This window comes from Pseudomonas sp. CCC3.1, from assembly GCF_034347405.1.
Lineage (GTDB): Bacteria > Pseudomonadota > Gammaproteobacteria > Pseudomonadales > Pseudomonadaceae > Aquipseudomonas.
In genome coordinates this window covers 574683-599976 of the sequence record NZ_CP133778.1, presented here as the reverse complement: position 1 = coordinate 599976, position 25294 = coordinate 574683, and the positions used below count along the sequence as shown (strand labels likewise).

The following is a 25294-nucleotide window of genomic DNA, read 5'->3' as shown; positions in this document are numbered from 1 at the left end:
GGCTATGGTACCGATTACAAATGCTGGCCATGCCGGGCCATGATGTGGCGCACCACGCTGTAGTCCTGCAACGAATCGCTGGATAGGTCTTTGCCGTAGCCCGAGCGTTTAAGGCCGCCGTGGGGCATTTCGCTGACCAGCATGAAGTGGCTGTTGATCCAGGTGCAGCCGTACTGCAAGCGCGCTGCCACTTGCATGGCTTTGTCCAGGTTCTGGGTCCAGACCGAAGAGGCCAGGCCGTATTCGGAGTCGTTGGCCCAGTCCACCGCCTGTGCGAGCTCGTCGAAACGGGTCACGGTGACGACGGGCCCAAAGACTTCACGCTGAACGATTTCATCATTGGGTTTGCAGCCCGCCAGCAGCGTCGGCTGGTAGTAGAAGCCTGCTCCCGGATGCGCGGCGGCCCCAGTGACGCATTCGATGTGGGGTTGGCCGAGCGCACGCTCGACGAAACTGGACACACGGTCACGCTGGCGCGTGCTGATCAGGGGGCCAATTTCGTTGTCGGCATCGCGTTTGCCCGCAAACCGAATACTGCCGACGGCAGCCCCCAGCTCGGCCACCAATCGTTCATAAATACCGGACTGCGCATAAACCCGGCAGGCCGAGGTGCAATCCTGGCCCGCGTTGTAATAGCCATAGGCGCGCACGCCTTCAACCACTGCCTCAATGTCGGCGTCGTTGCAGACGATCACCGGCGCCTTGCCGCCGAGTTCGAGGTGGGTACGCTTGAGGGTTTTGGCCGCAGTCGAGAGGATTTTCTGCCCGGTGACGATGTCGCCGGTCAGTGAAACCATGCGCACTTTGGGGTGGCTGACCAAATTGCTGCCAACGTTTTCACCGCCGCCACAAATGATGTTAATCACCCCGCGCGGCAGGATTTCAGCCAGTGCGGGCGCCAGCGCCAGGATTGACAGCGGCGTGTGCTCGGAAGGCTTGAACACCAAGGTGTTGCCAGCCGCCAGCGCGGGAGCGATTTTCCAGGCGGCCATCATGATCGGGTAGTTCCACGGAGCAATCGAAGCCACCACGCCAATCGGATCGCGACGCACCATGCTGGTGTATCCGGGCATGTATTCCCCGCTGAGCTGGCCGGTCTGGCAGCGCACGGCGCCCGCAAAAAAGCGGAACACATCCACGGTTGCGCTCAAATCGTCCTTGCGGGCCAAGTGCAAAGGCTTGCCGCAGTTCAGCGATTCGAGACGGGCCAGATAATCGGCGTTTTTTTCAATCGTGCTGGCGATTTCCAGCAACAGGTTCGAGCGTTGTTGCGGCGTAGTACGCGCCCAACTGGAAAACGCCCGATGCGCGGCGAGGATCGCAGCCTCGGTCTGCTCGGCGCTGGCTTCGGCGATATGAGCCAGCACTTCACCGGTCGCGGGGTTGACGATGGGTTCGACAACGCCTTGGCCGGCGACTAATTCACCATCGATCAATAGGGCGGTGAACAACGGGGTCTGCGCGGCTGGCATTGAGCGGATTCTCTTTTCTGGTGGCCCGGGTGCTGCCCGACCGTCTTATCGAGGTCACAAGATTAGTCTTTGCGGGTCGCGACCGACAAACACTAAATACTAAATAGCCGGTTTGCGCCCGCCGTGCGGCTGCTCGCGTGCGACCGTCAAAAACGGGTCTACCAACGCCGGACGCGCCGTACCACGGCGCCAGGCCAATCCCACGTCGAGCGTCTGATTAAGGTCGGCAATGGGCCGGGCTTCGATAATGTCGCCTTCCAACGACCACGGGCGGTACGTCATGTCGGGCTGAATCGACACACCCAGCCCCGCCGCAACCAGGCTGCGCACCGCTTCGGTCGACGCCGTGCGCAAGGTGATACTCGGTTGTAGACCGGCCTGAGCCCACAAACGCTGGGCATTGCTGTCCATTTCATCGACATTCAGCTGAATCAGCGACTCCTTGGCCACATCGGCCAGGTTGATGCTGTCGAGCTCCAGCAGCGGATGCTGAGCCGGCAGCCACAGCCGATGGGGCGAATGCGTCAACACTTCGGACTGCAAAGCGTGGCGGTCTTCGAGGTTGGAGAGAATCAACACCCCGACATCAATCTCGCCGCTGACCAGCAAGTGCTCGATGTACGGCCGCTCGTCTTCCATCACCCGGAGTTCAACATTAGGGTAAGCGCGCTGAAAACGGGTGAGCAAATCCGCGAGGTAATAGCCGGCCACCAGACTGGTTACGCCGACGATCAACTGCCCGGCCACTTGGTCGGTGCTTTGCTGCAAGCTGCGTTTAGCGTTATCGACGGTTGCCAGAATCAAGTGCGCCTGGCGCAAGAATTGGTGGCCTTGGTGAGTCAGGGTCATGCCCTTGGCGTGGCGATTGAACAGACTGACGGCGATTTCCTGTTCCAGTTGCTGGATGGCCAAGGTCAACGTTGATTGCGAAATGTACACCGCTTGGGCCGCGGCCGAGATCGAGCCGGTTTCGGCCACAGCAATGAAATGGCGGATCTGACGCAACGTCATCATGAGAACACCACCCAGCGGACTGATTTTTAGAAGCTGGCGAGTGTATATCTTTTTTATCGATAGCCCGGAAGAAACCTCGACCCGGCTTTACTGACAGTTACCCTTCTTCACATTTGGTTACGACAGGCGCAGGTATAGATCGCAGTATCATCCCGACACCTGATCACCGAGAGCGTTAGTCATGCCCACTGCTGCCTCCAAACGCTGGCTGATACTGATCGCCGTGATGCTGGCCTTTGTGCCCATCGTGATCGACATGACCATCCTGCATATTGCCGTGCCTTCATTGACACTCGCGCTGGGTGCGTCAGGGACCGAGGTCCTGTGGATTATTGATATTTACCCGTTGCTGATGGCTGGCTTGCTGGTGCCGATGGGCACACTGGCGGACCGCGTGGGCCATCGACGCATCCTGCTGTATGGCCTGAGCGTGTTTTGGGTGGCCTCGTTACTCGCGGCTTTCGCGCCGACCCCGGGCATGCTGATCGGTGCACGGGTGCTGCTGGCGCTGGGCGGGTCGATGATCATGCCCTGTGTGCTGGGCATTATTCGCCGCACCTTCGAGGACGAAAAGGAGCGCGCATTGGCCCTCGGTCTATGGGGCACGGTCGGCGCTGCGGGCGCTGCAGTGGGCCCGCTGATCGGTGGCGCGCTGCTTGAGCACTTCTGGTGGGGCTCGGTGTTTCTGATCAACGTGCCGATCATGGCAGTGGTTATCCCGGTGGCGTTCGTGCTGTTGCCGCGCGTAGAAATCACCACACCCGGCAAGTGGGCAATCGGCCAGGCGCTGACCCTCATCGCTGGCATTATCAGCGTGGTGTACGCCCTGAAAGCGGGTATCGGTGCCACGCAACCTTTGCTGCTCACCACACTGGTGCTGATGGCAGGGCTAGGGCTGCTGGCGCTGTTCGCCCGTCAGCAACTGCGCTCTGCCACACCGATGCTGGATCTGTCGCTGTTCGCCCACCCGGCGCTGCTGGCCGGGATGATCATGGCCCTGGTGACCATCGGCGCGCTGGCTGGCGTGGAGTTAACCCTGGCGATGGAACTGCAATACGTGCTCGACAAAACGCCGCTACAGGCCGGGATATTCCTGATTCCCATCATGGCCGCCGCAGCGCTCGGCGGCCCGGTAGCAGGCTATCTGTCCAACCGCTTCGGCCTGCGCTGGGTCTCCAGCCTGTCACTGGCCATTTCTGCCGGTTCGCTGGGTTTTCTGGCCTTTGCCGATTTACGTGCAGCCGTCATTGCTGTGCCGGCCATGCTGGCGGTGCTGGGGCTGGCATTGAGTATTGGGCTCACGGCGTCGTCCATTGCCATCATGGGCTCGGTAGAGGCAAGCAAGGGCGGAGCGGCAGGTTCGTTGGAAGCGACGGCTTACGAGCTGGGAACAGGCTTGGGAATCACCTTCTTCGGGGTGTTCATGTCCAGCGTATTTGGACACACCCTCTCGCTACCCAGCGGGCTGGCGCAGCCCCTTGCCGAGCGGGCAGCAAGATCGATAGGAGACAGTTACGTGGTTGCCAGTGAGCTACCCGCCGAGCAGGCCAGTGCATTGATTGCAGCTGCCAAGGCAGCGTTTTCGAGCACCCACTCGGTGTTGCTCACGACCTCGGCCGTGGTGATCGCTCTATTGGCATGGGGGGTATTTGTTCTTTTCAGCCGCCAACAGCAGTAAGCACATGAATGCCGGGCACCACCGTCACTGCAAGGTTTCGGTGGTTAAAGTGGTGCACGGCAACCCATGAGCGTGCTGCGGGGTCAGTTTTTGGCGGCAGCTGGTTTTGGAGCGCCAACGGTTTTGCGCTCGCCGGTTGCGGACACTTCGTACACGTTCATGACCCACGTGTCAGCAATGACGGTTTCAACCACGTAACTCTTCTTGGCTTGCGGCGTGAATTGCTGCGCGACAGGCTGCTCCTTGTCGAACGGCGTAGGCATTGGGATGCCGTTGAAGGTGAACTGTTTGGCCTTGACCGTCCCTTCCACGTTCACCACTTTGTCTGCATCGACCAGCTTGCTGATGCTGTCAGTGCCACCGGCGATTCTCTTCAGATAGGCCGGTATGCGTTTGAAGTAAGCCGTGTCATAAACACGATCACCCGCGTCATCTAATCGCCCATCGGAATACCCGTACATGTAACTGACAGGGTGATCACCTTCTCCGCCGATGGTACGGAAAGTCACGCTGGCTTGATGGTCATTCATGACCAGTGGAACGACCGGTGCTGAAGTGAGATCACCCGCCTTGCGGCTACTGCAACCGGTTACCACTAGGGCGAGCGTGATTGCTAACGGAAATGCCAAATAAGTTTTCATTCGATCCTTGAACAGTCTAAGAGAAGGACCGTATGGAACCATTTGTTGAACGAAAGTTCCCTATACGATGTCGGCGCATCACACTCTACCCGCGTCAAACCCCAAGGAAGAACGCCATGTGCACGAAGGGCCTGTTGCTGAGTTTTTGCGCTGTGTTACTGGTTGGCTGCACGGGAAGGGGCTTTCAACCGCCGGCTCCGGATTACACAAAATGGTACAAGGAGGGCGTATCGCAGACCGGGATAATTGCTGCGATGCGTGCGTGCGGATATACCAATGTTGATGGCGCAGGAGACAGGTCGCCAATCGATGTGAGGTTAATGAATTTCTATTGCATGAAAGACGCAGGGTTCAAGCGCCGGGATAATATCGACCTGTGCAAGCTAGGCCGCATTGGCGAATCACCGGTGTGCGAAGGCCGCCGGTAATGATCATGCTGTCCGAGTCATACCATCAGGGAAGACACCATGTTTACCAGAAACCTGCTGTTGAGTTTTTGCGCTGTGCTGCTGATCAGCTGCACGGGTAGAGGCTTTCAACCGCCGCCGCCGGACTTCACCCTTTGGCAAAAGAGCGGGGTCTCGGTCGAGGGTGTCAAGAGTGCCATGCTCGCGTGCGGATACCCCAATGTCGCGGGCATAGGCAACGGCTCAATCGACGCGGAATTGGAGCATTTCTATTGCATGAGAGATGCAGGCTTTAAGCGCAAGGACAATATGGACCTGTGCAAGCAAGGTCGCGTCGGCGAATCCCCAGTGTGCGAAGGACGCTAACACGCCCCAAGTCCCTCTAGGCTCTGTACGAAATGTATCTGCGCTCGATTATGCAGCGTTGAAAACAGGCTCGAAATGCTCATTTACAACCCGTAGACTCCGCTTTCTCGCCTGTTTTCGCCTTGCCTAACCTTCGCTCGAAAACATTTCGTACAGAGCCTAAGGCTCAGCCGTTTGCCAGCGAGGAAAAATCACATGTGAAGCGGTGATGGCTAAAAGTGCACCACCGGTGCTGTAGAGCATCCGTAACACTACCAAATCTAGCTCCGATTCTCCTGACTGGCCAACCTGCGCGACCAAGCCGCATGACTGCCGAAGCCATTCAGGACGCTTCGATGGCGTCCAAAAAGGCGCTCATCGAGCGAGCCCTGGGTACCGAGTCGAGCAATCAGCGCAACGGTAAAAGCAGTAAGAGCGTGTTGAAACTCCCTTTGGCTGACTCGATTCAGCGACACGCTCAAAGGAGCGATGGCCTCACAGGCTGGCGGGTAAATTATTTCTAAAACAGAACACTAGGACCGCGGATTTCGATAAACAAGAATATCGTCCCTGGTGATTACCATATGCTTTTCAAGAAGTTCAATAATACAAGCGTGGTCACTTTCTGTTGCATTAAATATCCTGATGTGATTGTAAACAAATAGGGACGTACTCCAGTAACCCACAACTACGTTCCCAGCATCTCTCAAGTACCATTCATAAAAAGATCCATCGACGGTCAAACCTCTTGTTTCGGCATACAATTCCAATATCTTTTTGTAACTATAGGAGTTATCTCTGACGACTTCTCCGAAGGTATCTTTGTCGGGATCCTTGGTGGGATTCTTGAATTTTTTATCTTTATCAATTCTGTAATCTATGTATTTTCGAGGATCTTCAGCCATGGTATTTATTCCTTATAGGTATGTAGTGACTCATCAATAAGGTAGTTGCTATCAACATGAAAAACCAGCGACAGGAAAAGCTCTTGGTTTTTGATTTTATATATATTTAACAATATATTGCGTATTTTCAGTTATGAATTTTCAGTTTTTGATACTGTGCTTTAAGAATTTTCCTATGCCATTGAAAGTATATCTGGACGAAATAAATCAGTATTAGCTTGGCGTGCCGGTGCGCATTTGCCTCCGGCTGCAATGGCTTGGTTAGATCTGGCCAAAGAGCTGAGATAGTGCAACGTCTTTTGCTTGAATGACGATGCAGGGTATCGATCTCAGAGGGTGCCTGCCGAGTCCGTTCTCAATCTGTGTTACGTCGTTACTACGCCACATAAACACGGTGCTTGGCGATGCACAAAGCGGCCAGAATTTGCCAGATTCAAAAAGCCAAAAGCCCGCAATTACGCGGGCTTTTGGTTATAGCGAAGAGGGGATTATTCCCACTCAATCGTCGCTGGCGGCTTGCTCGACACGTCGTATGTCACGCGTGAGATGCCTTCGATTTCGTTGATGATGCGACCGCTCACGGTTTCGAGCAGTTCGTAAGGCAGGTGCGCCCAACGTGCAGTCATGAAGTCGATGGTTTCTACAGCACGCAAGGCCACAACCCACGCGTAACGACGACCGTCGCCTACCACGCCAACCGATTTAACCGGCTGGAACACCACGAATGCCTGGCTGACTTTGTGATACCAGTCGGCCTTGCGCAGTTCTTCGATGAAGATGTGGTCAGCACGACGCAGCAGGTCGGCGTATTCCTTTTTCACTTCACCCAGGATGCGCACGCCCAGACCCGGGCCCGGGAACGGGTGACGGTAGACCATGTCGTACGGCAGGCCGAGTTCCAGGCCCAGACGGCGGACTTCGTCCTTGAACAGCTCGCGCAGGGGTTCAACCAGCTTGAGGTTCATTTCTTCCGGCAAGCCACCCACGTTGTGGTGCGACTTGATAACGTGAGCCTTGCCGCTTTTGGCGCCAGCCGACTCGATCACGTCCGGGTAGATGGTGCCCTGCGCCAGGTACTTGATGTTTTCCAGCTTGCAGGATTCGGCATCGAATACGTCGATGAAGGTGCGGCCGATGATCTTGCGCTTTTTCTCTGGGTCGCTTTCGCCAGCCAGGTTGTTCAGGAACTGATCGGCAGCGTTGGCGCGGATCACTTTGACGCCCATGTTCTCAGCGAACATGGCCATCACTTGCTCGCCTTCGTGCAGGCGCAGCAGGCCGTTGTCTACGAATACGCAGGTCAACTGGTCGCCGATGGCCTTGTGCAACAAAGCCGCCACTACCGAGGAGTCAACGCCGCCGGACAAGCCCAGCAGTACGTTGTCGGTGCCGACTTGGGCGCGGATGTTGGCGATTGCGTCTTCAGCGATTTTCGACGGAGTCCACAGAGCTTCGCAGCCGCAGATGTCGAGGATGAAGCGCGACAGGATGCGGCCGCCCTGCTTGGTGTGGGTCACTTCAGGGTGGAACTGCACGCCGTAGTAGCCGCGCTCGTCGTTGAACATGCCGGCAATCGGGCAGCTCGGGGTGCTGGCCAGGATGTGGAAATCGGATGGCATTTTGGTGACTTTGTCACCGTGGCTCATCCACACGTCCAGACCGAACAGACCGTCTGCGTCGATGTGATCTTCGATGCCGTCGAGCAGGCGGCTTTTGCCGACTACGTCTACGCGGGCATAACCGAATTCACGCAGCTCGGAACCTTCAACCTTGCCACCCAGTTGCTCAGCCATGGTCTGCATGCCGTAGCAGATACCGAAAACCGGTACGCCGAGGTCAAATACAGCTTGTGGCGCACGCGGGCTGTTGGCTTCGTGTACGGACTCAGGGCCACCGGCAAGGATGATGCCTTTAGGGGCAAATTCGCGGATCGCTGCGTCGTCCATGTCGAACGGGTGCAGTTCGCAGTAAACGCCGATTTCGCGAACGCGACGGGCGATCAGCTGGGTGTACTGAGAACCGAAGTCCAGGATCAGAATGCGGTGGGCGTGAATGTCGAGGGCCATGACAAAATCTCGATAAATTTCAGAAACGACACGGGGCTGAATCAAACAGCCCCGGTGACTTAATGCGTATCGCACCCGGGTTTAGCCCGGATGCGATCACTATCAACCTACGCGATAGTTGGGTGCTTCTTTGGTGATCTGCACGTCGTGGACGTGGGATTCAGCCATGCCCGCGCCGGTGATGCGCACAAACTCAGGCTTGGTGCGCATTTGCTCGATGTCGGCGCTGCCGGTGTAACCCATCGAGGAACGCAGACCGCCCATCAGTTGGTGAATGATTGCCGTCAGCGAGCCTTTGTACGGCACGCGACCTTCGATGCCTTCCGGCACCAGCTTCTCGGCACCCGCAGAGGAGTCCTGGAAGTAACGGTCGGAGGAACCCTGGGATTGCGACATCGCACCCAACGAACCCATGCCGCGATAAGCCTTGTACGAACGGCCCTGGAACAGTTCGATTTCGCCCGGCGCTTCTTCAGTACCGGCAAACATCGAACCCATCATGACGCTGGAAGCACCGGCAACGATGGCTTTGGACAGGTCACCCGAGAAACGGATGCCGCCGTCAGCGATCAACGGTACGCCAGTGCCTTCAAGGGCTGCCGCCACATTGGCAATGGCGCTGATTTGCGGAACGCCAACACCGGCCACGATACGGGTGGTACAGATCGAACCTGGGCCAATACCGACTTTGACGGCGTCAGCGCCCGCTTCAGCCAGGGCCAGAGCCGCGGCGCCAGTGGCGATGTTGCCGCCAATGACCTGAACTTCAGGGAAGTTCTGCTTGACCCAACGTACGCGGTCGATCACGCCTTTGGAGTGACCGTGTGCGGTGTCGACGACAACAACGTCAACGCCCGCCGCGACCAGCGCCGAAACGCGATCTTCGGTGTCTTTACCGGTACCGACCGCAGCGCCGACGCGCAGACGACCTTGGTCATCCTTGCTGGCCAGCGGGTAAGCCTTGGCTTTTTCGATGTCGTTGACGGTCATCATGCCTTTAAGGGCAAATTTGTCGTCGACGATCAGCACGCGCTCGATGCGGTGCTTGTGCAACAGTTCGCGGGCTTCGTTCTTGTCGGCGCCTTCCTTGACCGTGACCAGACGCTCTTTAGGCGTCATCACTTCACGAACAGTGGCTTCCAGACGGTTTTCGAAACGCACGTCACGGGACGTCACGATGCCGACCAAGTCGCCATTGTGCAGTACAGGTACGCCGGAGATGTTGTGCAGGCGGGTCAGTTCGAACAGTTCACGAACCGTCGCGTCAGCTTCGATTGTGATGGGCTCTTTAACCACACCGGCTTCGTAGCGTTTGACCTTGCGCACTTCGTGAGCTTGCTGCTCGATGGTCATGTTCTTGTGGATGATGCCAATGCCGCCTTCCTGAGCCATGGCGATTGCCAGACGGGCTTCAGTCACGGTGTCCATTGCGGCGGAAACCAGCGGAATATTCAGTTCAATGCCACGGGTCAAACGAGTCTTTAGACTGACTTCGTTCGGAAGAACCTCGGAATAACCGGGAACGAGAAGGATGTCATCGAAGGTGAGTGCTTCTTGGCTGATACGCAGCATCGCTGGGGCTCCCGAGCGGGAAAATGGAAGCGCGCCATTGTACTCAAAACACCTGTAGCTCTCAACGGAAACCTTTAGAGAGTTTTGCGCTAAAGGCCATGATTTATTGACTCCAGAGGCAGAAAACACCCTTACAACTCAACTTTGACCCACGCCACCGGCTGATCCAGCCAATCGGCAAACTCATCCAGAAAGCTCTGTGTGAAACCCGCTTCGGCCCAATTGTTGAAGATAAACCCCAAGTTGGAAAACGCGCACGGCTGCAAAAACAGGAAACCGTTGATGTCGTCTTCATGGCCACACAGCGGGCAAATGAAGTTGTCGGTGCGCCCTGGCATCCAGTCTTCGAGGCTGTCGAACAGCGCTTCGCCGATTTCCTTGCGGCATTCGGCGCAGCCTGCTTCTTCAAGAAAACCCTTGGCCGGGGTGTAAATGCAGCGCTTGGTGACGATCTCCAGGCCATTGACCGGATGACCGAATGGCAGCGCTTCAGGGTGCAGCACAACGTTCGCGGCACCCGGGGCGATGGCATAGGCCATGCCATTACCCATGCGACCGCAGGTGCTGAGTGCTTCTTCAATGATGTTCTTGCGTACCAGCCAGCGCACGATCGCCCGCGCCCGAGGCTCGTGAACCGGCAAGGTGGAGATTTTAGGAACGATGATGCTTTGCGAATTCATGGGGACGGCACATATAAGAAAAAAGAAAAACGCCCTGTAGGAGCGAGCTTGCCTCGCGATCTTTTAACGATCAAAAGATCGCGAGGCAAGCTCGCTCCTACAAGTGGTCAAGCGCTCAAGTAGCGCACAATCAGCGCAATGCCGCTTGCCAGCACCAGCCAGGTCACCAGCCGGACAAAGGCCTCGCGCGACAGTTTGATCGCCAGTCTACGCCCTATCCACAGCCCCAGCGCCATCGCTGGCAACAGACAGACGGCCAACCACAATAACGCACCATCCGCATACACCCCGGCCAGCACGAACAGGCTCAAACGGACCACCGTGCTGCAACTGATCAAGGCACTTTGCGTGGCCCGCGCTGCTTCTTTGGGCAACCGCGCATTCAAGTACAGCGCGTACAGAAATCCGCCGCTGCCAAACAAGGCGCCAAACAAACCGCCGATCACCCCGGTCGGGATCGCCCACCCCGCCGCTACCTGCGCAGGCTTAACCTTCACCGCCAGGCTGTACAGCGCGTAGGCACTGACAAACACGCCCATCAACAGCAGCAACAGGTCGGATTTAAGGTTCAGCAGAAACACCACACCGACGGTGCAGCCGACCGCCATGCACGGCAGCAAGCGCAACAACTCTGGGCGCGCCACATCACGCCGAGAGGGCAACCAGTTGCCAAAGGCAGCGACAAAATCCAGCAGCACCAATAACGGGATGATTTTTGACAACGGCAGGCACAGGATCAAAATCGGCCCGGCGACCAGCGCCGTCCCGAACCCCGCCACGCCAAACACGATGTAAGCCAGCGCAACCGCCAACTCAATCAGTACCCACTCACTGCCTGTAAATGGCAAATCCATTGCTGCGCATCCTTATTTTTGGAGCGCGACTTTAACCAGACAGGTGCAGTCAAAACAATCCGCCCTTATGATGGCCCGCATGATTAAAGATCCTTTTGCACGACTCAATCTCGACCGAGAAGTCCTGACCGTCAGCCAACTCAATGGCCGGGCGCGGGTCTTGCTCGAAGACGTGTTCAGCAACATCTGGGTCGAGGGCGAAATATCCAACCTCGCCCGCCCGGCGTCCGGGCACATTTACTTCACCCTCAAAGACAGCGGTGCCCAAGTGCGCTGCGCGTTGTTTCGCAACAATGCTGCGCGGGTGCGTCAGGCCCTGAAAGACGGCCTGGCGGTCAAAGTACGCGGCAAGGTGTCTCTGTTTGAAGGGCGCGGCGATTACCAACTGATCCTCGACACGGTCGAACCGGCCGGTGATGGCGCGCTGCGCCTGGCCTTTGATGCGCTGAAAGAAAAGCTCAGTGCAGAAGGCTTGTTCAGTGCCGATCGCAAAGTGCCGCTGCCTGCACACCCGCAGCGCATCGGCATTATCAGCTCGCCCACCGGCGCGGTGATTCGCGACATCATCAGCGTGTTCCGCCGCCGGGCGCCGCAGGTTGAACTGACGTTGATCCCCACCGCCGTGCAAGGCCGCGAAGCCACCGCGCAAATTGTGCGGGCCTTGAAGCTGGCCGATGCGCGCGGCTTTGATGCATTGATTCTGGCCCGTGGCGGCGGTTCGCTGGAAGACTTGTGGTGTTTTAACGAAGAAGCCGTGGCCCGAGCAGTGGACGCTTGCGTCACGCCCATCGTGAGCGCGGTGGGGCACGAAACCGACGTCTCGATCAGTGACTTTGTGGCCGATGTGCGCGCCCCCACGCCGTCTGCTGCCGCCGAGTTGCTGGCACCTGACTCCAGCGACCTGCAACGGCGCATCGACGGCCTGCACCGCCGACTGGTGATGCGTATTCGCGACCGGCTGATGCGCGACCGACTGCGCCTCGACGGCCTGGCCCGACGCCTGCGTCACCCCGGCGAGCGACTGCGCCAGCAGGCACAGCGTCTCGATGATTTGGACATGCGCATGCGCCGCGCTTTTGAGCGCAGCCTCAATACACGTCGCGAGCGTTTGATCCGCCTCGAAACACGCTTGGCCGGGCAACATCCGGGCCGCCAACTGGCGTTACTGCGCCAGCGTCTTGACAGCCTTGCCGAGCGCTTGCCGCGTGCCATGCGTGAAGGCCTCAAGGCCCGTCGCCTCAATTTGCAAAGCCACATGCAAACCCTGCATGTGGTCAGCCCGCTGGCGACGCTGGGCCGGGGCTACAGCATTTTGCTCGACGAACGCGGCAACGCCATTCGCAGCGCCGAACAGACCCACAACGGCCAGCGTTTGAAGGCCAAGCTGGGCGAAGGCGAATTGCAGGTGCGGGTCGAAGACAATCACCTGACGCCCGTGACCCTTTCTTTACTGGATTAAGCTCATGCCCCGCTTTCTTTGTGCTGCACTCTTGCTGTGCCTGACCTTCAACGCCTCTGCGGCCGATAGCTACATCACCCGTTTACTGAATAAACCGGTTCCGGGCGGTGTGGCAGTGATTGACCTGGGCACTGGCGCACAACGCCCGGATGCCCGCTATGACGGCAAACCGGTGCTGGTGGTCAAGGAGCAAGATACCTGGCGCGCGATTGTCGGCATCCCGCTGACAGTCAAGCCGGGCACTCAAGCGCTCAGCGCCAATGGCCAAAACCTGAATTTCGCCGTGGGCAACAAAAAGTACCCGGAACAGCGCATCACGCTGAAGAATCAGCGGCAGGTCAATCCTGATCCGGCTGACCTCAAACGCATCGAAAATGAGCTGGCGGTCCAGATCAAGGCCTACCGCACGTTCAGCCCGAACACGCCGAGCAACTTGCTACTCGACAAGCCGGTCAATGGCCCGCTGTCGAGCAAGTTCGGGGTGCGCCGCTTCTTCAATGGCGAAGAGCGCAACCCCCATGCAGGCCTGGACTTCGCAGTGCCCGCAGGCACACCGATCAAAACCCCGGCAGCAGGCAAAGTCATCCTCATCGGCAACTACTTCTTTAATGGCAACACAGTCTTCGTCGACCACGGCCAAGGCTTTATCAGCATGTTCTGCCACATGTCGAAAATCGACACCAAGGTCGGCCAACAGTTGGCCCGTGGTGATGTGGTCGGCAAAGTCGGCTCGACGGGCCGGGCCACCGGGCCACATATGCACTGGAATGTCAGCCTTAACGATGCCCGGGTAGATCCGGCCATTTTTATCGGAGCCTTTCAGCCCTGAGCCCAGGTTAGGCGAGCCGGTTTTCAACGCGTCATGACTGAGCGCAGATACGGTGGTTACAGGGCCTAGCGTAAACGCGGCATCAGCCAGCCCTGTCGGCCCTGACAGATCTGGCGCGGCATGCCCAGGTGGCCAAACGAATAGGTGTTGGGGCCCAGCTTCAACACCTGGATGTACACGTCTTCCCCCGGCTCACTCATGAAGGCCAGGTTCTGTTCATCACTCAACGTATCTCCTCGTTTGCGCGTGATTTTAGTGACGGTGCTTTTCAGATAAGGCCCCGCCTGCATGTACTTGAAATCGACAAAACGATGGAAGTTGTACACCTGTGTTTTAGCCTCCTTCAACAGGAGTACCTTGCGGCCACTGATTCTTGAAAAACCAACGTTATCGCCGTTAAAAAACTGGCTGTAAGAACCCAAGGTACGTTCGGCAGTAAAGTCTGATGACACCACGAGCACTTCAAAATCCAGATGACACTCCCAGACAACCCGGCCAGCAGAGTAAAACCACAAGGCGACGAACCAAGGCAAACCCACCAGTACAACTATCACGATCCCCCGCGCGCTCCATTTGACAGCCGCCATTACTCGGTTTCATCCACAACAAAATAAGATATGCACCCCGACACACTGACTTCTATCGGGTCCCGGCATAAAAAATACCCATACGCGTTATCTCTTAGCCCACCGTTAAAATAAACATAGGCGTAACTCGCCATACCGGTAAACGCGGGCGGCCTGCTCTTCAACTTAAACAGATGAGCGTTGATTCGTTCAGGACTGGTGTTTAAGCCCGGGGCCGAAAAAAGATGCAGGTTGCCTCCCCCAGGCACTGGCATGTAACTAAATTCAATGGCAGAAGCCAGCGGCGAACTTGACTGCCCGCCTTGCCAACCAAAAGCCAGAAGGGTGTTGAAGAGCAACAACCCGACCAGGCAAAGTAGCGCACGCCTGCTCTTGCGCTCTGCCGATGCAATCACTGCAACCTCTGCACCCGCCACAGCCAGTATCGGCGCACTGTAAGCTTCACAATCCGGTGGTGGCGCACTGTCACTGAGCCTCTCAATGGACAGGGTGTCGCTGATTTTGTAACCAATGCGGGGCACCGTCACGACAAAATCGGAATGCCCTACAGTGGACAAGCAGCGGCGTATCTGGGCAATCGACTGATTGACGCTGTTAGCGGAAACTTGCTGGCCATAACGCTCCCACCCCGCATACAGCAGCGCCTTTTTAGTCACAATGGCGCCCTGGGCTTCAAGCAACGTCGAAAAACAGCGACTGGCAGCTGCCCCGATAACGACGGGGGCAACGCCGCTGCCCAAGTCTGAGACTTCATATAACTCATCATCAAACAACATTACGTCGGCTATTAAATACCGGGCCATATTACAGCCTTAACTTTCGATCTTCTGAAGTGTACCCCCCTCGTTTACAGACTTACATAACAAAGGCCAAAAAGCTTTAACAGCACTTCGGTCAATCAGTGACAATACACACGTTAGTAACACACCCTCTCTTTATTCGTGTCAGATAAAACCGACATTTAAACTTTTTATTTACTCCCCTATTGTTGCGCTGTGCACGTGCTGTTAGTGCCTATTCAAAAAAACGAGCAGCTTGTCAATCGCCCTGTAGGTTACATCCCACAAACACCCCATCGTTTATTAAAACGCAACGCCAAGTCTCTCGCCTACTTGCGCCCTGTTCACAGGTTCACATCAAAAATGAGCGTCGCTAAACCGCTGTAGGTACTCCCGGGATGACGCACCATTTCCATGACATGCTGCGCTTTTACGTCGTAATGCATGGTTGCTGATTGCGCCCCATGCAAACCGCCCATTTTAAACACTGCTGCCTGCTCAGCCCCATACTTCAAAGGCACCTTGAACGCAGGTAAATTGCCCGGCCATTGAACAATACTGGCCGGCAAACTGACTGAAATATCGACCGGAACTTGCGAAGGCCCTGTGTCTGTATCGGTGCTGATTGCGCAATCAGAACCGATCACATATTCGCAGTTCAGGTACGCCTTGAAATAACCGGTGCCCGCTATTTTAAAGAGGTGACGCGCACTCAACGACGGTGCCGCTGCCCCGCGGTTCATCCCGTTCTGCCAGCCCTGTTCGGGTTGTAAAACAGCTCGATAAGAGCCTGCCGGAAATTCAACTTTAAGCGAGGTATTAACCCGCAATTCAAAATTAATGGTCAGGGCATGGTCATTGACAACGGTTCGGTCGCCGAAATCGATATCACCGCCTGGGCCAACGCTATACATCATGCTTCCTTTGTAAGTACCGGCATCCATGTCCACCGGGTTGGGAGTCAACAGCGAATAGGCCACGTTTACGTTGGTGTATTGGAACGGCCCTGGAATATCAAAGACCGGAAGTTTGACGCATGAGCGTTTCTGATGCGGTGCACGCCAGAAAAAGTCAAACGTCAGGTTGGTATAACCTGGCGTTGCCCCGCCAAAACAAGGAATAGGCGCTTGCCACCACGCGCCTCCCGGATCAGTTTTGCCCCACCACAAATTGTGATGCCCGGCAGTACCGTCCACGGGCTTGCTGAGTACGTAACGAGCGCCGTAGCCCGCCAGGGCAAATCTGAGGGTGCGGGTACTGCCCGTCGCGTCATTGGTCAATGTCACAAACCTGAAGGCGCCATCCATACTGAAAAAAGCACCTGAACGCTCATTGTCATACGCCTCCCTGGCAATAAGCCCAACGTCCGAGACTGCGCCAAACTGAGTCAGAAAGCTTCTCAGCCTGTCCGGCGTGCAAAGACTCGGAACCTCGACACACACACCACTGTCGGTGCTGGTATTGATGAACATCGTATTCCCGGGATTGCCAGGGTCCGGGGTGTATTCGGCGGTGATCGTATACTCACTTGCCACGCCCTGCCCTGCCCACATCAGGCAACTGAGGCTGACTGCTCGAAGTGCTTGCCCTCCCCATAAAAACACGCACTTTGGCGCGCATTGCACAGGTTTGATGATTAAAAAACTCACAGCTCACACTCCCTTCGCTGCAACGGTTGAAGCCGACGCACACACAATATCGGGCACCACCAGCACATTGTTTTCCCGTTTGTGCTGACTCGGCTCCAGCACCACGCTGCACGCGGGCTGACCTCGATGACTCACGTTCAACGTGGGTGAAGACTCACTTATTTCCAGGACAAAGAACCCGTCCATCTCAGAGACGCCGCTGCCGACAGGGTTCTGAATATGGGCGCCGCCCATTGGCCGCCCTTGCGGGTCGATCAAACGCCCGAGCACAGACAGTGTTTTATGCACCCGCAGTTGCTGGTAAGCCACGCCACCTTTATTGACGTGGAAACGGCTCACGTTAGGGTGAATGGTCGCGGCATGGGCGTCGTTCCCTGCAAAATCGAAATGCACAGTGCCCGCCTTATAGGCACTTAACGGGACGACATTGCGCCCAGGCTTGAGCAGCGCGCCGTAGCTGCCACCCATCTCGTCGGCGCGCAGCACCACACTGTCGACGTCCGATTCAAGGTCAACAATCATTGCCCCGTCGCCCCCATAAAAACTGCCGCTGGCCGCCAGCGTGCCTGCGCCCATCGCCACGGTACTCGCGAGATTTAAACCGCCGCTGATTTCACCGTCATAAGAAGAACGCAGTGCGTAGGCATCGCCGTTCAGCACACGGGTTTCAAATTGGGTCGAGCCATTGAGGCCAGCGCCATAACTGTCCGCGCTTAGGCCGACGGAGTAACTTTTGAAGAAGTCGCCCTCAAGGGTCTTGTTGTAGCCTAACGATCCATTGAGCTCGCGTGCGCCCTCACGGGATGTGCGGCTACCGATACTGGCCGAAAGGCTACCACCAGGTTTACCCAACGCCAGATTGATACTGACGTCGATTCCGCGATTACGCTGGCTGCCGGTGCTGATGCTCGCGGGCCGGTCGAACACTGACACCTGCCAGTTCACATCGCTGCCGAATAACCTGCCACGACGCAACCAGCTCAGATCAACCCCTGTTCCATTGGCATTGCCGCTGTTGTGGCTCACTCGGGCGGTCAGGCTGCTGGTCACATTCAAATGATGGTTCAGTGACAGCGCCGTGCTCTGAGTACGGCCGTTGTAGCGATATTTAGGACGAATTGCGACGGTGTCTAAATAGTCGATGTCGTTTCGAGTATCCAGCCAGGCGCGCGAGTGAGAAAACAGCACACTGCCGCCCTGGTACTGATAGCGGGCCTGAATATCCATGCCGGTGCCGTAGCCAGGTGTTTGATAGACATTGCTGTAGAGGCTGATCTTGTCCGTAAGGCTCCAGTCGATGGAACTGCCGTATTGCATCTTTTGCGCCACGCGCTGAGCGTCCACGCCAAGAATCACACGTGGGTGCAGCAGGTAATTGACCAGCGCCCCATAGGTCAACCCCTGATCGTACTGAATGTCATCGGCCCAGTTATTCAATAGTTGGCGCCGTTTACCGGCAAAGAGGTTATAGCGCCAGGACTGATCGGCATTACGCCAATTATTGGGCTTGTAGATCATTTCCTCCGTCCTGGAGGTGACCTGTCCATCCTCGATCAAGCGCACCTGAACGGGGTAAATGCCACCGGGCAAGCGCCGGGTGTCGAGGGTCTGCAAGCCTGCGGTCACGGCCTGGCTATAAATCAGCACCCCCTCGCGGTACACCTCAACAAGGCCCTCCCGGCTGGCCGTCACATAAACAGGATAGGTACTGGGGCTCGAACTGTTAACCGCCAGGCTATCGCTGGTGCCGTACATCACGCCAAGCGTGGTATCAGGACTACCCCCGAAATTGCGCGGTCGCCGATAGACGCCCAGTGCATCGGGGGTGAAATACCCCAAACGGAAAAAGTTACCGGCAAACTCGCGCTGCGCGTAAAGCTGATTGAGTGAGTGATAGGTCGGCGACTCGGGTTCCCCGGTACGGGCCAGCTCGGCCGACGCCAGCTGTGTCCAATTACCAATGCTGCTGGTGGCCTGGACGTTATAACGCGCGGCGGTGCTGGTTTGAGAGCCACCACCGCGCGCAATGTTTAATTGATTGTGCAGAATCAGACCTGCACTCCCGCCTTCAGGCAGGGCATGGTATTGAGCCGGAGCGAGCGCGCGCTCAGCAGCATCGGTCAATATTGAAAACTGTGAGTCTTGCAAGTTGTAATGCAAAGCCAGTAAACCGTTTGCACAGTTTTGAGTGCAACTGCCCAACTCCGTAGGGCTGGATAATATCGCTAACCATTCGGCACGTTCAGACTCGGGCAACAGGCTTTCTTGAGTATCGGTGAAACTGAGTAAACGCACTTTTTCATCACGGCTGAGGATAACCAAAGCGTCCCCCAGCACCTGAGCGTTCACATCGACCCGTACCGCGAGCGGCACATCAAAGAAGTGTTCCTGAAAGCCAGCAGGTAAAGACTCAGCCTGACGCAATACACCCAACAGAGAAGGTTGATGGACCTCAGCATTAATGCTGGCCGATAAAATAATCGAACAACATACCGTCAGGGCACGACCCATTAAAGCGTTCAATAGTAGTTATCCAGGCACGCGGACATCGTTTATGTAAAACCTGCACCCCCACTTTTCAGGCAGCCGAGCACCTTATTGGCTGTTCGACTACCTGAAAAGAGAGTGTTAGAACTTAGGGCTTACTAAACACGACTTACAGTGATCGCGGAGGCACGGCATCAAAGGTCATATTCACAATACCCGTGTACTCTCCCGGCGGAATACCGGAGCCCGTTTCGCTCGCAGCAATGGTCAAGTCAACACGCTTACCGGCCGCGGCTTCAGTGGCACTGATCACTTCCTGAGCGGTGGGATTAAGTTCTGTGTTATTGAAGTGAACATCGAGAGGCACCATGCCCGTTCCGTCTGAAAGATAGGCACCCGTGCTGTCGGTCAAACGCGCGGCAATTGCGCCGGAACTGTTTTTGACATCGAACGCTTTACGCAGTGTGCTCAGCTTGCCGCCGCTCGCAGAGACCGGATCCGGGGTCCACTCCAGACGCTGTGGAACCCCAATCCAGCCGGTATCGGCCGGTACGACATAAAACGAGGTCGAAGGAACACTGGCAATCAATTGAACCTGCACTTCAATGGGGTCAGCCGCCGAAACCTGTGCAGCGCCCAGCGACGCCAACAAAGCAATGGCCACAGGGCTCACAGCGGACATAACAGTACGTTTCATTATTACTTCCTTTTTTCAGTTTTAGAGTGAGGGGTGAAACAACATCAAAAAACAGAACAACTTAATTAGGTGGAATTGATATAGCCCGTTTATCCGTACCTTCTTGAAGCACGAAACTATGAATTTTGTTTTCTTCTTTGGTAAACGTGTACGTGTGACCAGGCAGCACGTAATGCTGCGCGATTGGAGAACATTCGCCGGTCTTTTCAACATGGCAACTTTTAACGAAGTCCAGCGCCACAACACTGTTGCCGGCGTTGTATACGCTGTACGTGCCTTTTTCGTCTTTAAGACGGGTATCAAAGGTAACTTTATCGGGCCTGACAAACATAAACGTGCCAAAGCCTGTTAACAGCGTCACTTGTGCCGTTAACGCTTCTTTATAATCTTTCTGGTCATCGTCACTTTGATCGAAACTGTCGGCACTGGACGGCAACACCGGAATAAAACGAACCCGAAAATAGCGCTCCTGTTCACGGCTGCCCATAAACAGCAAACGCGTCGATTGCATGCCATTGGCGGGAATAATCATCCGCGCCGGACTCGCCAACAAAGTGTTCTGTTGAGCCATTGGTACTGTAGAGAGTGCCTTGGGAGGTTGTTCGACAGGCTGGCCCCGGTCGTCGTAGATGATTTCCTGAACCACCACCTTAACGAACGCCGTGCTGGACCCCGCGTTATAAATACGTTTCAGGACCGCACTTTTGCCGTTATCCAGAAAGCCAAACATCGGCCCCGGATTAATAGACGGTGAAGCGATTGCCCCTGCCCCCCACAGGCAACCCATCATCAGAAACAGATAGCTATAAGTTCGCATCGTAATACCTGGCTGCTGATTATTGTTCTCTCCAGAGCGTGTGGCGCTGCTGTGGAAGCGCCAACAAGTATTGCGACAATTTGAGTGATGAAGTGAAAACGCTCATCAGTGCTCACGCCTAAGCAGCGCAACACAAGGCTTTTCACGGTATTTCAGGGCTTTTCACAAGGATTTGCAGACCCCCTCACCCCTTGAGAGTTCTGAAAGTCCGGCAGTCATCCACTCACTTTCAAACTGCACGCATTGGTATTTCCGGCCCCCTCAGCAGCCTATCGCTGGAAGACAGGCAGACAGCGCAATAAAAACGACCATTTCATCTTGATACAGCTATAAGAAATCGATTAATCGCCATAATCGAGCAGTCCTCTCATTTTTTTTTGGCGACTTGCCATCCTTCTCACCAATGGTTAGGGTTGAGCCCATGAACACACCTCACGTCCTCATTCTGCTTCGTCAACACCGCAGCCTTTGCCTCGTCAGTGCACGACTGCAAAGCTAGTTGCGGTGCCTCGCCTTCTGCTTTGTATTTGTTCAGCTAGCCGCCTCTTGAATGGCCGGCTCGCCTAAAAAGGATTGCCTGATGACCATGCTCAAAGACCCATCGTCCAAATACCGCGCCTTCCCGGTCATTGATTTGCCCGACCGAACCTGGCCATCGAAAACCATCACCCAAGCGCCTATCTGGTGCAGCTCTGACCTGCGCGACGGCAACCAGTCGCTGATTGAGCCGATGGATGCGGTGAAGAAACTGCGCTTTTGGAAGACTCTGGTCAGCGTTGGCGTAAAAGAAATTGAGGCGTCGTTCCCGGCCGCTTCGCAGACCGACTTTGACTTCGTGCGCACGTTGATCGAAGACGGCCATATCCCGGACGACACCACCATCCAGGTGTTGACCCAAGGCCGTGAAGACCTGATCGCCCGGACGTTTGAATCGCTGCGCGGCGCGAAAAAAGCCATCGTGCACTTGTACAACGCGACCTCGCCGTCGTTCCGCCGCATCGTGTTCAACCAGGACAAAGACGGCATCAAGGAAATCGCCGTCAGCGCGGCCAAGCTGTTCGTCAAATACGCCGCTCAACAGCCAGAAACCCAGTGGACCTTCGAATACTCGCCAGAGACCTTCAGCGCCACTGAACTGGAGTTCGCCAAAGAAGTGTGTGACGCGGTGATCGAGGTGTGGAACCCGACCCCTGAGCACAAAGTGATCCTCAACTTGCCTGCAACCGTTGAGTGCGCCACCCCGAACATCTATGCCGACCAGATTGAATGGTTCGGTCGCCATATCAACCGCCGTGACAGCGTGATCATCAGCCTGCACACCCACAACGACCGTGGCACCGGTGTTGCAGCAACGGAACTGGGCTTGATGGCCGGTGCTGATCGCGTCGAAGGCTGCCTGTTCGGTAACGGTGAGCGCACCGGTAACGTTGACCTGGTGACTGTGGCCCTGAACATGTACACCCAAGGCCTGGACCCACAGCTGGACTTCTCCGACATCGACGGCGTGCGCAAAGTGGTCGAAGAGTGCAACCAGATTCCGGTTCACCCGCGCCACCCGTATGTGGGCGACTTGGTCCACACCGCGTTCTCGGGCTCGCACCAGGACGCCATCCGCAAAGGTTTCGCCCAGCAGAAGCCGGATGCACTGTGGGAAGTGCCGTACTTGCCGATTGACCCGGCAGACATTGGCCGTAGCTATGAGGCCGTGATTCGGGTGAACAGCCAGTCAGGCAAAGGTGGGATTGCTTACCTGCTGGAGCAGGAATACGGCATCAGCTTGCCGCGCCGCATGCAGATCGAGTTCAGCCAAGTGGTTCAGCGCGAGACCGATCGTCTTGGCCTTGAGATGACCGCACAGCAAATCCACAGCTTGCTGCACAGCGAATACCTGCAAGCCAACACGCCTTACGCGTTGGTGAGCCATCGCCTGCAGGAAGAAAACGGCCACAGCGCCGTCGAAGTTGAAGTGTCGGCCAAAGGGGCTGGCGAGACTAACCTGCGCTGGAACGGCAAAGGTAACGGCGCGCTGGAAGCACTGGTGGCGGGCCTGCCTGTTACTGCCGAAATAATGGATTACAACGAGCATGCAATTGGTGCTGGCACCAACGCCAAGGCAGCGGCCTACATCGAGCTGCGGGTGAATGGCGAGCGCGCTGTACACGGCGTGGGCATTGATGAAAACATCACCACCGCCAGCTTCAAGGCGCTGTTCAGCGCCCTGAACCGCTCGCTGAGTGAGGCCGACGCTAAAGCCGCGTAAGCCACTCGCCAGAAACGCAAAAGGCCCTGAGGTGTGAAAACCTCAGGGCCTTTTTGTTGACTATGTCTCTGTAGGAGCGAGCTTGCTCGCGATCTTTTGATCTTTTAAAAGATCGCGAGCAAGCTCGCTCCTACACGGGCTGTGCGTGTGTCAGTTAAATCAGATTAAAGTTGTCGGCATCCATGTACGCCGGGAAGCGCTCGCGGTATGCCGCCAGCTCGCTTGCGCTCAAGCTCACCTGAAACACGCCATCTGCCTCGCCGGCACTGAGCAATGACTCGCCCTGAAAGTCCAAGATGTGGCTGTCACCGGTGTAGACCAGCCCTTTTCCGTCCGTGCCCACGCGGTTTACCGCGCCGACATAACACAGGTTTTCAATCGCCCGGGCTGGCAACAGACGGTTCCAGTGCAGTCGGCGTGCGCCCGGCCAGTTGGCGGTGTACAGCAACAGGTCGGTGTCATGCGGGTCGCTGCTCCACACCGGGAAGCGCAGGTCGTAGCAAATCAACGGGCGAATACGCCAGCCTTTGACTTCAAACTGAACCTGACGCTCACCCGGCGTGAAGTGCTCGTGCTCCCCCGCCATGCGGAACAAGTGGCGCTTGTCGTAATGCAGCACTTCGCCATCAGGGCGCGCCCAGAGCAAGCGATTGCGATGACTGCCATCAGCGGCCTGCACAATCACGCTGCCGGTCACGACCGCATTGAGCTTTTTCGCCTGGCGCCGCAACCACTCGGTTGTCGGGCCGTTTTCGGGCTCGGCAAGGGTCTCGGACTCCATGCTGAAACCTGTGGTGAACATTTCTGGCAAGACCACCAGGTCAGCGCCACGGGCTTGTTCAAGCAATTCTTCAAAGCGCTCAAAATTGGCCTGGCGGTCGTGCCAGACCAAAGTGGTCTGCACCAGCGCCAGGGTTAGATCGTTTAAATCACTTAGATCACGCATAGTTTTTCTGCTGCTTCACGCAGCGTCTCCTCGCGTTTGGCAAAACACAGACGAACCAGCCGCTGCCCTTGAGGCGGGGTCTGGTAGAACACCGAAACCGGAATCGTCGCCACACCGTGCTCACGGGTCATCCACACGGCCATGTCGACGTCATTGAGGTCCGGACGAATAAGGGAGTAGTCCACTAACTGGAAGTACGTCCCCGCCACCGGTTTAAAGCTGAAACGCGATGGCTTTAACAAATCACAAAACAGGTCACGCTTGGCCTGATAGAACGCAGGCAGCGCTTCAACATGCTCGGGGCTTGCCGCCATAAAGTCGGCCAACGCGTATTGCAGCGGTGTCACACCACAAAAGCTCACGTATTGATGCACCTTGCGCAACTCGGCCGTCAGTGCAGGCGGCGCCACGACATAACCGGTTTTCCAGCCAGTGACGTGGTACGTCTTGCCGAATGAGCTGACAACAAAGGCACGATGGTACAACTCGGGGTGCGACAAAACACTGACGTGGGGCACGCCGTCGTACACCAAGTGTTCGTAAACCTCATCGCTGACGAGGTAGATATCGCGGTCTGCGATCAATGCAGCCAACTGGTCCAGCTCGTCACGGCTGATCAACGCACCGCTTGGGTTGTGCGGGCTGTTGAGGATGATCATTCGCGTGCGCGGCGTCAGCGCGTCTTTAAGCTTTTGCCAGTCAATGGAGAAGTCGTCCAGCCCCAACTGCACATGCACGCAACGACCACCGGCCAATTCAACCGAGGGCTCGTAGCTGTCATAGCACGGGTCGAACACGATGACTTCGTCACCGGCGTGAATCACCGCCTGGATTGCACAAAAAATAGCTTGAGTGGCACCGGGGGTGATGGTCACCTCGGTATCGGCATCCACGTGCACGCCGTAACTGCGGGCAATTTTGGCCGCCACTTGCGTACGCAAGGCGGGCAAGCCGGTCATCGGCGAGTATTGGTTGTGGCCACTGGCGATATGTTGGCCAACGGCATCACGCAGCGCTTGCGGGCCATCGAAATCAGGAAAACCCTGAGACAAGTTGAGCGCGCCGGTTTCAGCCGCGAGTTGCGACATGCGCGTGAAGATGGTGGTGCCGACATTCGGCAACTTACTGACAATCATAGCCGTTCCCTGTT

Annotated in this window: 22 protein-coding genes; 6 read left to right on the top strand and 16 right to left on the bottom strand. The window is 56.5% G+C overall.

Going from position 1 to position 25294, the window contains the following annotated elements; translation table 11 throughout:
- Positions 1-14 precede the first annotated feature (14 nt).
- Positions 15-1472 (bottom strand): gamma-aminobutyraldehyde dehydrogenase, encoded by a 1458-nt coding sequence (locus RHM56_RS02765; protein ID WP_322238313.1) that lies wholly within the window; start codon positions 1470-1472, stop codon positions 15-17.
- A gap of 99 nt (positions 1473-1571) precedes the next feature.
- Positions 1572-2486, bottom strand: a complete 915-nt coding sequence (locus tag RHM56_RS02760) for a LysR family transcriptional regulator (RefSeq protein WP_322238311.1) — start codon at positions 2484-2486, stop codon at positions 1572-1574.
- A gap of 181 nt (positions 2487-2667) precedes the next feature.
- Here RHM56_RS02760 and RHM56_RS02755 point away from each other — a divergent pair, with 181 nt between their 5' ends.
- Positions 2668-4164 (top strand): MFS transporter, encoded by a 1497-nt coding sequence (locus RHM56_RS02755; RefSeq protein ID WP_322238309.1) that lies wholly within the window; start codon positions 2668-2670, stop codon positions 4162-4164.
- Between the two features lie 83 nt (positions 4165-4247).
- Here RHM56_RS02755 and RHM56_RS02750 read toward each other — a convergent pair whose 3' ends face one another.
- Positions 4248-4805 carry a hypothetical protein gene (locus RHM56_RS02750; protein ID WP_322238307.1) on the bottom strand — a complete coding sequence of 186 codons (558 nt, stop codon included), beginning with the start codon at positions 4803-4805 and terminating at the stop codon, positions 4248-4250.
- Positions 4806-4921: 116 nt separating this feature from the next.
- Here RHM56_RS02750 and RHM56_RS02745 point away from each other — a divergent pair, with 116 nt between their 5' ends.
- Positions 4922-5233, top strand: coding sequence for a hypothetical protein (locus tag RHM56_RS02745; protein ID WP_322238304.1), 312 nt, complete (start codon positions 4922-4924; stop codon positions 5231-5233).
- 39 nt (positions 5234-5272) lie between these two features.
- Positions 5273-5578: a hypothetical protein gene (locus RHM56_RS02740; protein WP_322238302.1), complete on the top strand. Its 306-nt coding sequence runs from the start codon at positions 5273-5275 to the stop codon at positions 5576-5578.
- 512 nt (positions 5579-6090) lie between these two features.
- Here RHM56_RS02740 and RHM56_RS02735 read toward each other — a convergent pair.
- The 5 genes from RHM56_RS02735 to RHM56_RS02715 all read right to left on the bottom strand — a co-directional run bounded on the left by RHM56_RS02735 (position 6091) and on the right by RHM56_RS02715 (position 11634).
- Positions 6091-6462 (bottom strand): hypothetical protein, encoded by a 372-nt coding sequence (locus RHM56_RS02735; RefSeq protein ID WP_322238300.1) that lies wholly within the window; start codon positions 6460-6462, stop codon positions 6091-6093.
- 488 nt (positions 6463-6950) lie between these two features.
- The gene (gene guaA, locus RHM56_RS02730; RefSeq protein ID WP_322238298.1) at positions 6951-8528 is read right to left on the bottom strand and encodes a glutamine-hydrolyzing GMP synthase; all 1578 of its coding nucleotides are present in this window, start codon (positions 8526-8528) and stop codon (positions 6951-6953) included.
- Between the two features lie 102 nt (positions 8529-8630).
- Positions 8631-10100, bottom strand: coding sequence for an IMP dehydrogenase (guaB, locus tag RHM56_RS02725; protein WP_322238296.1), 1470 nt, complete (start codon positions 10098-10100; stop codon positions 8631-8633).
- 131 nt (positions 10101-10231) lie between these two features.
- Positions 10232-10780 (bottom strand): sugar ABC transporter ATPase, encoded by a 549-nt coding sequence (locus RHM56_RS02720; RefSeq protein WP_322238293.1) that lies wholly within the window; start codon positions 10778-10780, stop codon positions 10232-10234.
- Between the two features lie 107 nt (positions 10781-10887).
- Positions 10888-11634: a sulfite exporter TauE/SafE family protein gene (locus RHM56_RS02715; RefSeq protein ID WP_322238291.1), complete on the bottom strand. Its 747-nt coding sequence runs from the start codon at positions 11632-11634 to the stop codon at positions 10888-10890.
- Positions 11635-11713: 79 nt separating this feature from the next.
- Between RHM56_RS02715 and xseA the strand changes: the two genes are divergently transcribed.
- The gene (gene xseA, locus RHM56_RS02710) at positions 11714-13093 is read left to right on the top strand and encodes an exodeoxyribonuclease VII large subunit (RefSeq protein WP_322238290.1); all 1380 of its coding nucleotides are present in this window, start codon (positions 11714-11716) and stop codon (positions 13091-13093) included.
- Positions 13094-13097: 4 nt separating this feature from the next.
- Positions 13098-13922: a peptidoglycan DD-metalloendopeptidase family protein gene (locus tag RHM56_RS02705; RefSeq protein ID WP_322238288.1), complete on the top strand. Its 825-nt coding sequence runs from the start codon at positions 13098-13100 to the stop codon at positions 13920-13922.
- A 65-nt stretch (positions 13923-13987) separates the two neighbouring features.
- On the opposite strand, the gene RHM56_RS02700 is transcribed toward RHM56_RS02705, so the two are convergent.
- The 6 genes from RHM56_RS02700 to RHM56_RS02675 form a co-directional block, all read right to left on the bottom strand.
- Entirely contained in the window at positions 13988-14509 is a 522-nt protein-coding gene (locus RHM56_RS02700) for a hypothetical protein (RefSeq protein WP_322238286.1), read from the bottom strand.
- Positions 14509-15312 (bottom strand): winged helix-turn-helix domain-containing protein, encoded by an 804-nt coding sequence (locus tag RHM56_RS02695; RefSeq protein ID WP_322238284.1) that lies wholly within the window; start codon positions 15310-15312, stop codon positions 14509-14511. The genes RHM56_RS02700 and RHM56_RS02695 overlap by 1 nt, the downstream gene beginning before the upstream one ends.
- Before the next feature lie 320 nt (positions 15313-15632).
- A complete protein-coding gene (locus RHM56_RS02690; protein ID WP_322238282.1) occupies positions 15633-16937 on the bottom strand; it encodes a hypothetical protein in 1305 nt (434 codons plus the stop codon).
- A 3-nt stretch (positions 16938-16940) separates the two neighbouring features.
- Positions 16941-19448, bottom strand: coding sequence for a TcfC E-set like domain-containing protein (locus RHM56_RS02685; protein WP_416194902.1), 2508 nt, complete (start codon positions 19446-19448; stop codon positions 16941-16943).
- A gap of 145 nt (positions 19449-19593) precedes the next feature.
- A complete protein-coding gene (locus RHM56_RS02680) occupies positions 19594-20121 on the bottom strand; it encodes a CS1 type fimbrial major subunit (RefSeq protein ID WP_322238278.1) in 528 nt (175 codons plus the stop codon).
- A gap of 61 nt (positions 20122-20182) precedes the next feature.
- Positions 20183-20938, bottom strand: coding sequence for a hypothetical protein (locus RHM56_RS02675; protein WP_322238276.1), 756 nt, complete (start codon positions 20936-20938; stop codon positions 20183-20185).
- A 580-nt stretch (positions 20939-21518) separates the two neighbouring features.
- Here RHM56_RS02675 and leuA point away from each other — a divergent pair.
- Complete coding sequence (gene leuA, locus RHM56_RS02670) at positions 21519-23198, top strand: 2-isopropylmalate synthase (protein ID WP_322238274.1); 1680 nt, start codon at positions 21519-21521, stop codon at positions 23196-23198.
- 154 nt (positions 23199-23352) lie between these two features.
- Here the strand turns inward: leuA and RHM56_RS02665 are convergent, their stop codons facing one another.
- Positions 23353-24144 carry an amidohydrolase gene (locus RHM56_RS02665; RefSeq protein ID WP_322238272.1) on the bottom strand — a complete coding sequence of 264 codons (792 nt, stop codon included), beginning with the start codon at positions 24142-24144 and terminating at the stop codon, positions 23353-23355.
- On the bottom strand, positions 24132-25280 hold the full coding sequence (locus RHM56_RS02660) for a pyridoxal phosphate-dependent aminotransferase (protein ID WP_322238270.1): 1149 nt from the start codon (positions 25278-25280) through the stop codon (positions 24132-24134). Before RHM56_RS02660 ends, RHM56_RS02665 begins: the two co-directional genes overlap by 13 nt.
- Positions 25281-25294 lie beyond the last annotated feature (14 nt).